This is a genomic window from Stenotrophomonas sp. 17(2023), assembly GCF_030345315.1.
Taxonomy (GTDB): Bacteria; Pseudomonadota; Gammaproteobacteria; order Xanthomonadales; family Xanthomonadaceae; genus Stenotrophomonas; species Stenotrophomonas acidaminiphila.
The window spans coordinates 1,273,924-1,289,424 of record NZ_CP128405.1; the positions used below are offsets into that span (position 1 = coordinate 1,273,924).

At 68.2% G+C, this 15,501-nt stretch carries 13 protein-coding genes; 3 read left to right on the plus strand and 10 right to left on the minus strand.

Annotated elements, in window-relative coordinates; genetic code table 11:
* Nucleotides 1-11: 11 nt before the first annotated feature.
* Nucleotides 12-671 carry a glutathione S-transferase family protein gene (locus QQA12_RS05570; protein WP_054664286.1) on the minus strand — a complete coding sequence of 220 codons (660 nt, stop codon included), beginning with the start codon at nucleotides 669-671 and terminating at the stop codon, nucleotides 12-14.
* 147 nt (nucleotides 672-818) lie between these two features.
* Here QQA12_RS05570 and QQA12_RS05575 point away from each other — a divergent pair, with 147 nt between their 5' ends.
* Nucleotides 819-1,523, plus strand: a complete 705-nt coding sequence (locus QQA12_RS05575) for a YafY family protein (protein WP_054664289.1) — start codon at nucleotides 819-821, stop codon at nucleotides 1,521-1,523.
* Between the two features lie 56 nt (nucleotides 1,524-1,579).
* Nucleotides 1,580-2,203: a glutathione S-transferase family protein gene (locus QQA12_RS05580; RefSeq protein ID WP_226050089.1), complete on the plus strand. Its 624-nt coding sequence runs from the start codon at nucleotides 1,580-1,582 to the stop codon at nucleotides 2,201-2,203.
* Nucleotides 2,204-2,639: 436 nt separating this feature from the next.
* Here the strand turns inward: QQA12_RS05580 and mutS are convergent, their stop codons facing one another.
* The 7 genes from mutS to QQA12_RS05615 form a co-directional block, all read right to left on the minus strand.
* Nucleotides 2,640-5,195, minus strand: coding sequence for a DNA mismatch repair protein MutS (gene mutS, locus QQA12_RS05585; protein ID WP_226050088.1), 2,556 nt, complete (start codon nucleotides 5,193-5,195; stop codon nucleotides 2,640-2,642).
* 364 nt (nucleotides 5,196-5,559) lie between these two features.
* Entirely contained in the window at nucleotides 5,560-6,573 is a 1,014-nt protein-coding gene (locus tag QQA12_RS05590) for an aromatic ring-hydroxylating dioxygenase subunit alpha (RefSeq protein ID WP_226050087.1), read from the minus strand.
* Nucleotides 6,570-7,685, minus strand: a complete 1,116-nt coding sequence (locus QQA12_RS05595; protein WP_226050086.1) for a hypothetical protein — start codon at nucleotides 7,683-7,685, stop codon at nucleotides 6,570-6,572. Before QQA12_RS05595 ends, QQA12_RS05590 begins: the two co-directional genes overlap by 4 nt.
* Complete coding sequence (locus QQA12_RS05600; protein WP_226050085.1) at nucleotides 7,682-8,806, minus strand: ATP-grasp domain-containing protein; 1,125 nt, start codon at nucleotides 8,804-8,806, stop codon at nucleotides 7,682-7,684. Before QQA12_RS05600 ends, QQA12_RS05595 begins: the two co-directional genes overlap by 4 nt.
* Nucleotides 8,807-8,841: 35 nt before the next feature.
* Nucleotides 8,842-9,681 (minus strand): MBL fold metallo-hydrolase, encoded by an 840-nt coding sequence (locus QQA12_RS05605; RefSeq protein WP_226050084.1) that lies wholly within the window; start codon nucleotides 9,679-9,681, stop codon nucleotides 8,842-8,844.
* Nucleotides 9,668-10,660, minus strand: a complete 993-nt coding sequence (locus QQA12_RS05610; RefSeq protein WP_226050083.1) for an NAD(P)-dependent oxidoreductase — start codon at nucleotides 10,658-10,660, stop codon at nucleotides 9,668-9,670. Before QQA12_RS05610 ends, QQA12_RS05605 begins: the two co-directional genes overlap by 14 nt.
* 2 nt (nucleotides 10,661-10,662) lie before the next feature.
* Nucleotides 10,663-11,679, minus strand: coding sequence for a beta-ketoacyl-ACP synthase 3 (locus QQA12_RS05615; protein WP_226050082.1), 1,017 nt, complete (start codon nucleotides 11,677-11,679; stop codon nucleotides 10,663-10,665).
* Nucleotides 11,680-11,700: 21 nt separating this feature from the next.
* Between QQA12_RS05615 and QQA12_RS05620 the strand changes: the two genes are divergently transcribed.
* Complete coding sequence (locus QQA12_RS05620) at nucleotides 11,701-12,582, plus strand: helix-turn-helix domain-containing protein (protein ID WP_226050081.1); 882 nt, start codon at nucleotides 11,701-11,703, stop codon at nucleotides 12,580-12,582.
* A 236-nt stretch (nucleotides 12,583-12,818) separates the two neighbouring features.
* On the opposite strand, the gene QQA12_RS05625 is transcribed toward QQA12_RS05620, so the two are convergent.
* Both QQA12_RS05625 and QQA12_RS05630 read right to left on the minus strand, forming a co-directional pair.
* Nucleotides 12,819-13,940 carry a metallophosphoesterase gene (locus QQA12_RS05625; protein ID WP_226050080.1) on the minus strand — a complete coding sequence of 374 codons (1,122 nt, stop codon included), beginning with the start codon at nucleotides 13,938-13,940 and terminating at the stop codon, nucleotides 12,819-12,821.
* Between the two features lie 67 nt (nucleotides 13,941-14,007).
* Entirely contained in the window at nucleotides 14,008-15,441 is a 1,434-nt protein-coding gene (locus tag QQA12_RS05630) for a GGDEF domain-containing protein (RefSeq protein ID WP_226050079.1), read from the minus strand.
* Nucleotides 15,442-15,501 lie beyond the last annotated feature (60 nt).

A 15,501-nucleotide genomic window follows, 5' to 3' on the forward strand; every position in this document is an offset into this window, starting at 1 on the left:
GCTGCCAGGGGTCAGTCGCGGTCGGGCGCGCCCAGCGGGAACAGCGGCCGGTAGGGCCGGGCTTCGGCGACGGCGCGGGCGAACGAAGGCCGGGCGAGCAGGCGCGCCCGGTAGTCGCACAGCGCGCGATGGTGGGCGGCGATGCGGTGCGTCCAGTCGGCGTAGAACAGCGCCGGTGCGGCGGCGCAGTCGGCCAGGGTGAAGGCTGCGCCGGCCGCCCACTGCCTGCCGGCCAACTGGTCCTCGAGCCAGGCGTAGGCCAGCTCCAGCCGTTCCACCGCGCTGGCCAGCGCATCGCCGGCCTTGCCGTCGTCGCCGCTCAGCGCACCGCCGACCGCATGCTGCACCGGACTCATCACGTGCAGGTCGAAGAAGCGGTCGAGGAAGCGTACTTCCAGCGCGGCCTCCGGGGCGTCCGGCAGCAGCCGCACCGGGCCGGCATGCCGCTGCTGCAGGTACTCGATGATGATGCTGCTCTCCACCACGCTGCGCCCGTCGTCCACCAGCAGCGGGAACCTGCGCAGCGGCCAGCGCCGCAGCCATTCGGCCGCATTGTCCGGCGTGTCCGGACCCAGCATGCGGAACTGGAACGGCGTGGCGTTCTCGTACAGGGCGATGAGCACCTTCTGGGTGTACGAGGAGAACGGATGGCCATAGAGCTGCAGCGACATGGGAGCCTCCGCGGCGGATGCCGGCGATGGCAATGTGGGCGGAATGCCGGCGCCGCGCAAGGGGCACGGGCGGCCATGCCGATGCCCGTGGACGGCCGCCATCTGCCAGACTGCGCATCGCCCCCGAACCCTCCTGGACCGCCCCGCATGAGCGAACGCGCCACCCGCCTGCTGCACCTGCTGGACGAACTGCGGCGGCGGCGCAACCCGGTGCGCGGTGCGCAGCTGGCCGAACAGCTGGGGGTGAGCCTGCGCACGCTGTACCGCGATATCGACGCGCTGCGCGGGCAGGGCGCGGACATCGGCGGCGACCCGGGCGTCGGCTACCAGCTGCGTGGTGGCTTCCTGCTGCCGCAGATGATGTTCTCGGCCGAGGAACTGGAGGCGATCGTGCTTGGCGTGCGCTGGGTGGCCTCGCACGCCGACCCGGACCTGGCCGCCGCCGCCGGCGCGGCACTGGACCGGGTCACCGGGGTACTGCCGGAGAACCTGCGGCTGCAGGTGGAGACCAGCGGCCTGTACGCGCCGCAGTGGCACCCGACCGAGCCGGAGCCCTGGCTGCCGGCGCTGCGCCGCGCGATCCGCGCCGGGCATGCAGTGCGCATCCATTACCGCGATGCCGAGGACCGCGCCAGCGAGCGGGTGATCTGGCCGTTCGCGATGGCCTTCCTGGCCGAGGTCCGGCTGCTGGCGGCCTGGTGCGAGATGCGCGGCGATTTCCGCCATTTCCGCGCCGACCGCGTGCTGGCCCTGCACGATACCGGCCAGTGCTACCCGGAGCAGCGGCACCGGCTGCTCAAACGCTGGGGCGAGCAGCGGCGGCAGCGCAAGGCGCTGGCTGCCGACTGCTGACAGCCGCTGTCAGCAGCCCCCGCGCACACTGCCGGCTCCCGCCACAGGAGCTCGCCATGCACACGTTGGTTTTCTACACCCACCCGTTCTCCCGCGGCCGCGTCGCGCGCTGGATGCTGGAAGAGACCGGCCTGCCCTACGAGGAGGTCATCCTCGATTACGGCACCACGATGAAGGCACCGGAGTACCTGGCGATCAACCCGATGGGCAAGGTGCCGACGCTGCGCCACGGCGACAGCGTGGTGACCGAGAACGCGGCCATCTGCCTGCACCTGGCCGAACAGGTCCCGGACCAGCACCTGCTGCCGCCGCCGGGTTCACCGGCACGCGGCGAATGCTACCGCTGGGTGCTGTTCGCCGCCGGTCCGCTGGAGTCGTTCATCAGCGCGCGCCGGCATGGCGCGCTGGCACCGGCGAGGGAGGCGGGCTACGGCAGCGAGGCCGACCTGATGCGCACCCTGGAAGGCGCGCTGGCAGGCCGGCGGTATCTGGTGGGTGACCGGTTCAGCGTCGCCGATCTGTACATGGCGGCGCTGCTTGGCTACTACATGCGGATGGGCGAGCTCGAGCCCAGGCCGGCGTTCGAAGCGTATGCGGCGGCGCACCTGCAGCGGCCGGCGGCACTGCGGGCCAACGCGCGGGACGACGCGCTGGTGGCGGCGCGGGCGGAGAGTGCCTGAGCGAGGCACGCTGCCCACCGTTGCCGTTGCCGTTGCCGTTGCCGTGCTTGTGAAGTTGCTCCGCTTTTGACTTCCGGATCCCCTTCCGCAGCGACGGAGCCGACGGACAAGACCGCGCAGGGGCGACGTGCAGGGACGCATGTCGTTTTTCGACACGACAGGGGCGAACCGGAAATAGGCGAAGCACTGCTTCGCCCCGGTGAGCGGGCTGGCGCCGTGAGGCGACTGCCCCGGCCCCAGCTGCATCGCAGCTGGGGCGTGTCGAAAAATCCCGGAGGTGGAGTGGACCCAGCCCGCGTAGCGGGTTGGGCGCGTAGGCAGGGGATCCGGAAGTCAAAAGCCATCGGGCAACTGCAGAATCACGGGCAACCGCAACCGCAACCGCAACTGCAACTGCAATTGCAATTGCAGGGGCGTGCAGCCAGTGGGCGTGCGCTCACAGCAACGACTTCATCCGGTACAGCGCTTCCAACGCCTGCTTCGGCGTCAGCTCGTCCGGATCGATCGCCTGCAGTGCTTCCAGTGCCGCCGAGGACACGGGCGCGAACAGGCCGAACTGCTGCGGCGCATCCAGGGCCTGTGGCGCCATCTGCGCGGCGTGGGTCTCGCCACCGCGCTGTTCCAGCTCGGCCAGGCGCCGCCGCGCCTGCGCCACGGTGGCACGGGGCAGGCCGGCCAGCGCGGCCACCTGCAGGCCGAAGCTGCGGTTGGCCGGGCCGTCCTTGACCGCGTGCATGAACACCAGCGTTTCACCGTGTTCCACCGCGTCCAGGTGCACGTTGGCGATGCCGCTGGGGCCACCCTCGTGCGGTTCGTCGGCCAGTGCGGTCAGTTCGAAGTAGTGCGTGGCGAACAGGGTGTAGCAGCGGTTGACGTGGGCAAGGTGGCGCGCGACCGCGTCGGCCAGGGCCAGGCCGTCGTAGGTGGAGGTGCCGCGGCCGATCTCGTCCATCAGCACCAGCGAGTGCGCGGTGGCGTGGTGCAGGATGTAGCTGGTCTCGGCCATTTCGACCATGAAGGTCGACTGGCCCTTGGCCAGGTCGTCGCCGGCGCCGATGCGGGTGAGGATGCGGTCGATCGGGCCGATCACCGCGCGGCTGGCCGGCACGAAGCTGCCGATGTGGGCCAGCAGCACGATCAGTGCGTTCTGCCGCATGTAGGTCGATTTGCCGCCCATGTTCGGGCCGGTAATGACCAGCATGCGCCGCTGTGGGTGCAGGTCCAGGTCGTTGGGCTCGAACGGCGCCTCGCGCACCGCTTCCACCACCGGGTGGCGGCCGCGCTCGATCTTCAGGCACGGCGCGGTGTCCAGTTCCGGCCGCGCCCAGTCCAGCGCCTGCGCGCGTTCGGCGAAGCAGGCCAGTACGTCCAGCTCGCTCAGCGCGGCGGCGCAGCGCCTGAGCGGCTCCAGGCGCTCGCCGATGGTATCCAGCAGGCCTTCGTACAGCAGCTTCTCGCGCGACAGCGAGCGCTCGCGCGCCGACAGCACCTTGTCCTCGAAGTTCTTGAGTTCCTCGGTGATGTAGCGCTCGGCGTTGGTCAGCGTCTGGCGCCGGGTGTAGTGCACCGGCGCCTTGTCGGCCTGGCCCTTGCTGATCTCGATGTAGTAGCCGTGCACCCGGTTGTAGCCGACCTTCAGGTTAGCGATGCCACTGCTCTCGCGTTCGCGCGCCTCCAGGTCGATCAGGAACTGGTCGGCATGGGTGGACAGCCGCCGCAGTTCGTCCAGTTCGGCATCGAAGCCCTCGGCGATCACCCCGCCGTCGGACAGCTTGAGCGGCGGTTGCGTGGCGATGGCGCCGGCCAGCAGGTGCGCGCTGTCGTCGTGCGAGCCGAGCTCGGCACGCAGCTGCTGCAGGCGTGGCGAATCCAGCGCCTCCAGCTGCGCGGCGATCGCCGGCAGCATGCCCAGGCCGTCGCGCAGGGTGGAAAAATCGCGCGGGCGCGCCGAGCGCAGCGCCATGCGGGTGAGGATGCGCTCGATGTCGCCGAGCGCGCGGAACGACTCGCGCAGGTCGGCGTCGGCGCCGCGGTCGATCAGCGTCGCCACCGCGTGGTGGCGCTGCTGCAGTACCTCGCGCAGTCGCAGCGGGCGGTGCAGCCAGCGTCGCAGCAGGCGCCCGCCCATCGGCGTCACCGTGCTGTCGAGCACGCCCAGCAGGGTGTTGCGGGTGTCGCCGTCCACGCGCGTGTCCAGCTCCAGGTGGCGGCGGGTGGCGGCATTCATCGCGATCGCCTCGCCGGCGGTTTCCACCGCGATCGAGGTCAGGTGCGGCAGCCGCTGCTTCTGTGTTTCCTCGACATAGCCGAGCAGCGCGCCGGCGGCGGCGGTGGCGCGCGGCTTGTCGTCGATGCCGAAGCCGGAAAGGTCGTGCAGCTTGAAGAAGGCCAGCAGCTGGCGGCGGCCGCTGTCGGCATCGAACAACCATGGCGCGCGGCGGCGCACGCCGCTGCGCTGGCGCAGGAATTCCGGCCAGTTCTCTTCGTCCGGCACCAGCAGCTCGGCCGGTTCCAGCCGCGCCAGCTCGGCTTCCAGCGCGTCCTCGGTCTCGACCTCGTTGACCATGAAGCGGCCGCCGGCCAGGTCGGCCCAGGCCAGGCCGTAGCCCTGCTTGCTGCGCGAGAGCGCCATCAGCAGGGTGTCGCGGCGCTCGTCCAGCAGTGCTTCGTCGGTGACCGTGCCGGGGGTGACGATGCGCACCACCTTGCGTTCGACCAGGCCCTTGGCCAGCGCCGGGTCGCCGATCTGCTCGCAGATCGCCACCGACTCGCCCAGCGCCACCAGCCGCGCCAGGTAGCCCTCGTAGGCATGCACCGGCACCCCCGCCATCGGGATCGGCGCGCCGCCGGAGCTGCCGCGCTGGGTCAGGGTGATGTCCAGCAGCCGCGCGGCCTTGCGCGCGTCGTCATAGAACAGCTCGTAGAAATCGCCCATCCGGAAGAACAGCAGCAGGTCCGGGTAATCGGCCTTGGCCGCGAAGAACTGCTTCATCAACGGCGTTACTTGTGCGGTTGGTTGTACTTCTTTCGTATTCAATGGCTTATGTGGATTTTTGGAGCAAGTTGTCTTGCTCATGAACATTATCGGTGTATGCCATTACTTGGTAGGTACTTCCCAAGTTGGAGCAACAGCTTACGCGTTTTTCCAATGCTCTTTGGTAGGGTGAGCAAGGGCGCAAAACAGGCTCTGGGCAGCTGTGGGCTGTGGAGTGTTCATCGGGTACCCATGCGGGACATGGCGACTTGAGAACGACTTCATTGACAGCGGTAGAGGGTAATGATCCCAAGTGGCCATTTGAACCGATTCGCCCCCCGGCGGACATCGATTTACCGACAATGACCGCGGCAGATCCTGCCTAGAGCATCATCCGCACTTCCCGCGTCGTCGGGAGCTCGGGCCATTCGCCGTTCGTCCAGAATTGTTCCAGCGCGCCGCGCACGATGTCCAGGGAGGTCGAGGCGCCATTCCGGTTGCCGAACCGCTGCTTGTTCATGGCTTGCAACCGGAGCATTTCCGTGTCCTGGGCATTGACCCGTTTCAGGAATGGCCAGGCCAGCAGGCGTACTGCCCAGGCCGGCGCCGAGCGGCCTTCGACATGCAGGGCGACGAAGACATCTGTCGTGTCCTGCGTCCGCGGCGTGAAGTGCAGGTCGATCAACACGCGGCTGCCGTTCGCATAGGCATATTCCAGCCGGGTACTGCCGGGTGCGGCGAAGTGCGCGCGTTCGACGATGCGTTTCGATTCGAACAGTCGATACAGCAGCCCGGATTGGGAAGGCATGCCGTGGTACTCGACGGTAAAGCCTTCTGCCGTGGTATGGAAACCGACGGTCGCCGGCACGCGGCGATCGTCGCGCCGGACCAGTCCGGCGTGAATGAAGTGCGTATGCATCGGGTCGAGGAAGTTCTCCATCGCGTCGACCACGTTGGCCGGCCAGCAGGTGCGCCACAGGAAGCGGCGTGTGTTCGGGTCGGTCGCGCGGATCATGGCATTGGGCTCGGTCGCGCCCGTACGACCCGGCCGCAGCCAGACGAAGCCGTCGAGCTCGCACGTGGCGAAGGCGTGGACACGCACGTCGGGCAGTGCGATATCCGGCGGCAAACCGGGGATATCGCACAGGCGCCCATCCGCACCGAACGACCAGCCGTGGTACGGACACGCCAGGCGATCGCCGGAGACGCGGCCGGCGGATAGCGGTGCGTGGCGGTGCGGGCAGCGGTCTTCCAGCGCAATCAATGCACCTGCGCCTGTGCGTGCCAAGGCCAGATGTCTGTCCATGAGCGAAATCGCCATCGGCCTCGGCCCGACCTCGTCGGCGCGGGCCACTGCGTACCAGTGCGCGAACAGCGAGGGATGCCAGGGCTTCACAGGCGGTACCTGCGCAGCATTGGAATGCCGATCCGGCACGTGGTCGATGATAGCGCATCCACAGCAATGCGCGTGCGCGTCGGAAGGTGGCGTGCGTAGACCGCGCTGTACTCGATCGAGGGCATGCCGCCACGGAGACGTTTGAAGCCTGCTGCACCTGCGCTGAAGTTCAGCCGCCAGCCGTGCTCGAGGCAGGCACGGTAGGCGCAAGCGGTGGTCAATCGATACAGTGCCGACTTTTGCGGCTGCGTTGTGTCATAGCCGACGATGGGCGCTGTAGCCGTGCGCCCCATGCGGAACAGGCCGATAACGCACGTCAGCCGGCCGTCGGCATCACGGAAGCCCTCGAACGCCAGCAGGCCGGCGTGGTGCCAGCAGCGCAGGAACGCCTCGCTGTACATCGGATTGAAACGCGAATACTTGCCGATGTAGAGCAGGGCATATAGTTCGGCGATGCGCGCGTAGTCAGTGTCGGTGATGTCCTGGTCCCGGCAGTGCCGCAACGAGGTCTTCCGCGGCAGCGCCAGATCGCGCTTCAAGTTGCCATGCATGCCGGCCAATGCGCCGATATCGGCGTACAGGTAAACCTGGCGGCTGGCGACGAGGCGGCAACCGGCCGCCTGCAGTGCCTCGAGCCAGTCGGCGTTGTCATGCTCGTTGAGCGAGCGGAACCATAGCGCATGGTGGGGCCAACGGGCGACCGCTTGCTCCAGCAATACACCGGGATCCAGCCACGCCCGCGGCGGGTACAGGTTGGTCGACAACAGCCAGTTGTTGATCGCCACGGCATGGTCGATTCCGGCCCAGCCCAAGGACCGCCCGATCGACGAGATCATGCGCAGCGATGCCGGCGCCATCCAGCCGGGAAGGTAGCGTGCACTCTCCTCAGCGGCGCAATCAGCGTAGGTGGTGCGTGGCGAACAGACCCACGCGTCACCGGCGCGGCCGTCGTGAACGGTCACGGGCAGGTCGCCGGCAGCGCAGCGGATCGTTTCGACGCGCGCATGCAGATTGGATATCAGCGTTTCCGTCGCGCGGCCGGCATGAATCGCCGCAAAGGCACGGGCGCGTGCCGCGAAGCTCTCCTCATCGGCGGCGGCAAGTGCGGTCATGCGCCCAGTGCCTCCAGTGGTTCGCCGTCCCATTCGATGTCGCGTGTCGCCGCCTCGCGCAGGCTGCAGCGCTGCAGGAGCGCCAGCCGTGAGTAGGAAGCCAGGTCGCCGATGCTGCCTGCCGGCGGCAGGCGATCGCCGGGTACCGAGATCACGTCATCCGCACGCTGGAAGTCTCTCAGCCACTTTCCAAACCGTCGGTTCCTCACTGCCGCCGGCAACCCCGCCATCGTCATCAGCGCGGCGATCATCTTCGGCTTTGCGGGCCAAGGTTCGCGCAGATCGCCATCGCCGAGCAGCGCCGTCGGCAGATCCGCAGCGAACGGGAATAGGTGCAGACCGCTGGTCGCGCGCGGATTGCATTCCAGCGCCAGCGCTTCGCCGTCGCGGGTTTCGATCCAGTCGAAGGAAACCTGGCCGCTGTATCCGGTGCCGCGAACGAAGGCAGCGACGGCATCGTGGATCGCGGGCCGTCGCACCGGGTCGAAGTAATAGCTCGAGCTGCGCGCCAGCCGATATGCGGGGCGGTAGATCACGTGCGCCAGCAGCCGGCCGCGGTCGGCGATGGCATAGCTGCACAGTTCATCGCCTGCGACGAAGGCCTGCACGACCCAATCGCCCAGCGGCGGCAGCTCCGGCGCATCGCCTGTGATGCCATGAGGGTACAGGCGCACGTGCACGCCGAAGCGTGAGAATTCAGGCTTCACCACGACTGCTCGACCGCGCGCCCATTCACGTGCCTGGGCCAGTGTGCGCACGCGGCCGCTGGCCGGGGTAGGCATGCCGTTGCTGCGGGCGATGCGGACGAACTCCCATTTGCTGTGCAATGCCGCCAGCTTGTCGAATTCATCCACCGCGACGTGCAGTTCGCGTGGCAACGCGGTGCGGTGGCGTGAGAGATGCAGCGCTTCCTCGCAGGTCGGCACCAGCAGATCGATGCCCCGGGCGGTGACAGCGTGGTTGAGGTCGGCGACGAAGCCACGGGCGTCGTGGCGCGGTGACCGCAGCGAATGGGTCCCGGTGACCGAGGACGACCAGCCCGACAGGCGGCACGGAATGCTGTCGGCGATATGCACTTCCCAACCGTGGCGGTGGAAGCGGCGCGCATGGTCCAGTGCCACCGGTGCGCGGCCTCCGAGGATCAGGACCCGACATGTCATCGTTGCCGCTCCCGACGGGGACGCCACTCGTGGCAATGCGAAGGCACGATGCGCAGTCGCGGGGTGGTGCGATGCAGATCATGCAGCCGGGCGAGCGTATCGCGATAGGCAGTGGTGTCTCCGAGCCAGCCGGTGACCAGCGCGGGCGGTGGCGCATTGTCGCGAATCGCCTGCGACGACCAGCTGGCGTCCGCAACCAGGAAAACGGGGCCGTTTCCGTCATCGAACAATGCGCCGAAATGTCCGGCAGCATGGCCCGGTAGTGGCACCAGCAGCAGGCTGGCGTCGCCGAACAGATCGTAGCCATGGCCGAAATGGTCGAACGGCGGTTGCAGTTCCCGCGCCGGTCGGTCTTCGAACCAGTGCAGCGACGCGTGCTGTTGCCGTTCCAGCAAGGACGGCAGCAGGCCCACGCGCAGCGCACCCAGGCGGGAGCGCCCGTGCAGGTCGTCCCACGCCGCGCGCGAACAGGCAACGCGTGCGCCCGCGAAATCGGCCAGCCCACCGACATGGTCCCCATGCAGGTGCGAAACCACCACCCAGCCGATGTCCTCCGGTGCAACGCCATCGCGGTGCAGTTGTGCCGCCAGCGATTCGCATGGTGACAGATTGACGGGCGTGACCAGCCGATACAGCCGCTCCGGGAACCGCGCGGTGGCGTCCAGGAAATGTCCGGAATAGCCGGTGTCGAACAGGATCCGGCCGTGCTCCGGGTGCCGCAGCAGCGTGACCAGGGCGGGAAACTCGCACGCGCGCGGCGAAGCGCCCCGGCGGGTCGCCAGTTCGGGGTGTGTGCAATGCCCGGCTTCGTAGAGCCGCCATTCAAGCGTGGCCATGGGTCTCCCACCAGCGTGCGAAGCGGGCGAGGCTGGCCTGCATATCCGTGTGTGGGCGGTAGCCCAGTTCGCGCTGCGCGCGCGTGATGTCCAGTGTTTGCGAATAGCCGATCACGCCAATGCCGTAGCGGCTCAAGCGGGGTTCCGGCCGGCCAGCCCGCAGCCGGGACAGGCACTCGGACAACGTTGCCAGCGCCAATGCCGGTGCGCGCGGCACCGACACCAGCCTCACGTCGCGGCCGAGTGCGGCGAACAGATTTTCGAGCAGCGTACGCACGCGCACCGGCTCGCCATTGCTGACGTTGTAGGCGCGGCCGTTGGCGGGCAGATCGGCATCCACGCAATGCGCCATCAGTGCGACGAGGTTGTCGACGTGGGTAACATCAATCAGTGCACCACCACCGTCGACCAGCGGAAACCAGCCGCGTGCGGCCACGGCCATCAGTCGCGGCAGGATCGCGCGGTCGCCTTCCCCATATACCGCGCGCGGACGCAGGATCAGCGTCTGCATGCCATCTACGCACGCGTCGCGCACCAGACATTCAGACTCCCACTTGCTGCGTGCGTACTCGGTGATCCAGCGTGGCGGGGGAGTGAACTCCTCGCCTACGCCGAACTGGTCGCGGAACCGGAAGTAGATGCTCGGCGAGCCGATGTGGATGAAGCGGCTAACGCGCTGGCGCCGCGCGGCGTCGAGCAGTCGCGCGGTCGCGGTCACGTTCGCCCTGCGGAACGCCTCGGCGGAGCCCCATGGCGCGGACAATGCCGCGCAGTGCACGACGACGTCGCATCCGGCGAGGAGCGGCTCGAGCGCGTCGCCTGCCAGGTCGGCGGCAACGGGCCGGATCAGGCCGTCGCCGGCAGGCAGCCGGGTCGGATCGCGGCCGGTGGCAATGATCTGGTGTCCGGCAGAGGCCAACCGCCGCACGGCGTGGCTGCCGATGAAGCCGGTAGCGCCGGTGACCAGGATCTGCGCCATGCTCAGTACCTCAGTACCGCGCCGGCGAACGACAGGCCGGCACCGGAGCCGACCATCGCGAACAGGTCGCCGCGGCGCAGCTCGCCGTGCTCTATCGCGTGGTGCAGCGCCAATGGAATCGATGCCGCCATCTGGTTGCCGTGCGTTTCCAGGATCCGCACCAAACTATCCTGCGGCAACCGCAATGCGCGTTGCAGGTGGTCCAGCGCTTTCACGCTGGCCTGGTGCGGGACCAGCCGCTTCAGATCCCCGGCCGCCACGTTCGCGCGGTCGAACAGCGCGCGCATGAAGCCGGGCAGCTTCTGCGCGGCCAAACGGTAGGTCGCGCGCCCGGACATCTCGAAGCGCGAGGCGGCTGAGAATTGTCCGGCGCCATCGGACAGGCGCACGCGGGTACCGCCGGCGCGCACCTGGCAGAACTCCGTGCCTTCGCTGTGGGTTTCCATGTGTGTAGCCAGCAGGCACGAAGCGTCACCTTTCCCGGCTGCTTCCACGACGACCGCGGCTGCGCCGTCGCCGAACAGGGCGGCGGTGTCCGTATCGTCCCAGTCGAGTCCAGCCGAAGCGACTTCGCCGGCGACCAGCAGCACGCGGCGGAAGCGGTGCGTCGCGATCGCCGAGGCGACCAGGTCCAGTGCGACCAGAAAGCCCAGGCAGGTGGCGTTGACATCGAAGGCCGGAATACGGCTGCCCGACAGTCCCAGTCGCCGCTGCACCAATGCGGCGGTGCAGGGGATCGCCTGCTCCATCACCCCGGAAACGCTGATCACCGCATCGACCTGGTCGGCGCGCAGGTCGGCGCGCCGCAACGCATCCTGTGCCGCCTGCGCAGCCATCATCGAAGCCGGCTCGTCGGCGCCGGCGAAATGCCGGTAGTCGATCCCCACATGGCGCCGGGTCCAGCCGTCGGGCTTGCTCCATCGACGGTCGAACTCGTTCGAGTCCACCCGGCGCGATGGGATGTACTCGCCGGTTCCCAGGATGCGCAGCGGTATCGGATGCGGGGAGTCGTGGTCCATTCGACAGGTTGTTCGGTTGAGGTGAGCGAGAGCCTGTTCGACCCATCGAATGGCGGCAAGCAGCGGGAGCGCGGAGCGCAGGTGATGCCCGGGAAGGTATCAAATAGTGATACTTTTTGCGTCGATCAACTCGCCGGAAGGTCAATCATGTCGGGGTCAAAGCTCATCCTGCGCGGTATCCGTGAACTGCTGCGGGCGAGGGGCATGACCTATCGCGACCTTGCCGCACAACTGGGCGTCAGTGAGCCGACGGTGAAGCGCGACCTCAGCCGGGGCAATTTCTCGCTGGGGCGATTGGACCGCATCTGCGAAGTCCTCGGAGTCGGCATGGAGGAGCTGATCCGCGGCGATGGACAGGGCCCGGTCCTGTTGACCGAATTGAGCGACGTGCAGGAGCAAGAGCTGATCGCCGATGCCCGCTTGCTGCTGATCACTTACCTGGTGCTCAACGACTGGAAATTCGCGGAAATAATCGCCGCTTTCCACATCGACGAGAATGAACTGGTCTCGCTTCTGCTCAGGCTGGACGCGATGCGGCTGGTGGACTACAGGCCGCCGAACCGGATCCGCAAGCTGACCGCGCGCAACTTTTCCTGGCGCAAGGATGGCTCGGTCCATCGGTTCTTCATCGAGCACATCCTTCCGGAGTTCTTTGCCGCGCGTTTCGATGCACCGACCGATGGCTTCCACTTCATGGGCGGATCGCTGTCCGATGGTTCGATGCGCTATATCGCTGCGGAAATGTCCCGCCTGGCGCGCGAGTTCGATGCTCTCGCACGCCAGGATGCAGCCTTGCCATTGGAAGCGCGCAGTGGCTGCAGCGCAGTGTTCGCATTGCGCAGTTGGGAGTACTCCGCATTCACCAGGCTACGACGGGCCACCAATCCCAGCCAGTCCCGATAGCAGATGTGGTCGCCCGTATTGACGGAACGGAGGGCTGTTGAAAATTGGCTCGGGGAGGGACCGGGTGCTGCATTCCCACCCTCACTTCGCCTTCTTGGCGGTGCCCGGCGACGAACTGCCGCATGCCCCCCGCGTACGTGCCGGTACAGGTCGCCCGTAGGGAACCTGCGATATCCAGCACGCTGCGGCCGGCTTCCGTCGAGGAACGATGGCGGCGCCGGCAGCCGCGTGGCGGGTCAGTCGCCCGCGTCGAGGGTCCCCTCGGCCAGCGCCACCCGGGAGCCGTCGAGCAGGCCGCGGCTGAGTTTCCCGTTTTCGATGAACAGCAGTTCGCCGTTCTCGCCGTTCTTGATGCTGCTGTCGATGGCGATGACGCGACCGCCGTGGAACGTGCTCACGTGCGGCATCGAGGTATGGCCGACGACGATGCGCTCCAGCCCCAGCTGGTCGAGCAGGTTCTGCACGCCGGCGGTATCCAGGCGCCCGTCGAAGTAGCCGCGGTACCAGATCGGGCTGGTCTTGCCGTCGTACAGCGGCGCGGTGGCCGGATCGGCCTTGACCTCGGCCTTGGGACGCCCGAGCGATGCCTGGTAGGCGGCATTGGTGGCGGCCGGGTCCAGCGCCAGCTGCAGCGCCTCGGGCGAGATGCCGCCGTGCAGGAACAGCGTGTCGCCGACGCGCAGCAGCACCGGGCGGGTGCGCAGCCACTGCCCGATCACCGAGTCGGCGCCATACAGCTGCGGATAGCTGCGACCGAGCAGCTGCGCGCTGCGCAGGTACTTGGGGTTGACGTAGCGCAGGTCGTCGTACAGCACCATGGTCTCGTGGTTGCCGAGCACGAAGTGCACCGCGCCGCCGGCCGCCGCGGCCTGCTGCTGCAGGCCGTACAGCAGCCAGAACACCTCGGTGACCTGCGGGCCGCGGTCGAACACGTCGCCGGCGATCACCAGGGTGTCGCGGCCCAGGGTCCAGCGGTCCTGTTCGTCGATGACGCCGTTGGCGCGCAGCAGTTTCACCAGCAGGCCGTACTGGCCGTGGATATCGGACACCGCGACGATGCGCGCGGCCGGCGGCAGCAGCGCCGTGGCCACCGGCAGCGGCGGCGCCACGGCGACCGGGTGCGGATAACCGCAGCGCGCCGCGACCGTCGCCTGCGCGTCGTCCCAGGCCTGCTCCTGGACCGCGTCATCGCAGATCCAGCGGGCGCGCAGGTGGCCGTCCTCCCGGAACACGTAAGGACCGTCGGCATCGACATGCGCGGGTTCGGCGACCGGCGTGGCGGCCAGCACGGAGGTGCTGGCGAACAGCACGAAGCAGGCCAGGAGCATGCGGCGGAACGACGGACGGCAAGTCGGCATCGGGCTTTCCTGTGGCGGTGGCGGTCCGATCATGCCACGTGCCCAGCATGCGATGGCCGGTGCCGGCTCAGCTGCGCTGCAACGCGATGCGTCCCGGCGCCTCGGGCAGCGAGCCATCGGCCAGCACCACGCGGTTGCGGCCACGCTTCTTGGCCTGGTACATCGCCGCGTCGGCGCGGGCCATGACCCGCTCGTAGTCCGGATGGCCGTCATGCACGGCCACGCCGATGCTGGTGGTGATGCCCAGCCCGCCGCCGTTGGCCAGCGCCACCGGCGATTCGGCCACGCGCCGGCACAGGCTGTTGGCGATCACCAGGGCCTGCGGCTCGTCCACCGCCACCAGGACCACCACGAACTCCTCGCCGCCGTAGCGGAATACATAGTCGCTGCCGCGGGTGAACTGGCCGAGGATGGTGGCAACGTGCTGCAGGGCGCGGTCGCCCACTTCGTGGCCGTGTTCGTCGTTGATCGTCTTGAAATGGTCCAGGTCCAGCAGGAGCACCGCGAAGCTGCTTTGCGATTTGGCCGCCAGTTCGATTTCGCGGCGCAGCACGGTCGGCAGGAAACGCCGGTTGAGCAGGTTGGTCAGCGTGTCGCAACCGGCGTCGAGTTCGCCGATGCGTTCGAACAGCATGCCCAGCAGGCTGCGGACCTGGCTGACGCGGCCGCGGATGTCCTGCAGCTGGGTGGCACGCACGCGGGCGTCGTTCTCGTCATGCAGGGTCTGCTGCAGGGCATCGTCGATCTCGCCGATGAGCTCGCAGATCTGCCGGGTCTCGGCGCTTTCGCCGAAGCTTGGCACGCCCTTGTGGGTGAACCACAGCCCGAACTCCGAGCCTGCCAGCGACTGGAAGCCGGCGGTGTCGCACTGGCTCGCCAGGGCGTAGAGCAGGGTGTTTTCCCAGTCCAGCAGCAGTGCGCGCTGGCGCTCGCGCTCGGTGCCCACGTTCTGCACCAGCGAGAACAGGCGGTAGGCGGCATCGGTACGCGAGGAGCGTTCGCGCGCGTTGGAATAGGCCAGGGTCATGCCTTCCAGCGCCATGTCGAACGAGGCGGTGAGGCTGGCCACGGCTGCGTGCGCGACCTGGCCGTGGCCCGCCAACGTGGCGATGGACTGGAACAGGCGCTGCTTCAGAACGCGGGTGCCGCGTGTCACCAGGTCCACGGGGATGCCCACGCGGGCGTGGACGTCGCCGATCACGCGCTGCGCGGCGATCAGGCCCTCCACGTCGTCCGGAGTGGCGCGCAGCAGGCCGTTCACCCAGCGTTGCATGGCCGGCTGCAGGCGCGTGCGTACCTGTTCATGCGACAGCAGGCGCGAGGCGCGCGGGTCGCCCATCATCACCTGGTAGAAATGCACCGCCATCTCCGCCGCGCCCGTTTCCGCCAGCGCCGCCAGCACCTGCGCCGCTTCGGGGCCGGCCTCGACCAGGTTCCTGCGCCAGTCGGCGGCAAGGCTGTTGTCGTCGTGGTCGGCGCGGGGAGAGGGGGTGTTGGGCATGGCGATTGCGGGGATGTGGCGGGGCGAAGAGACATTATCGGCCGTAGCCGCTACTGTTTG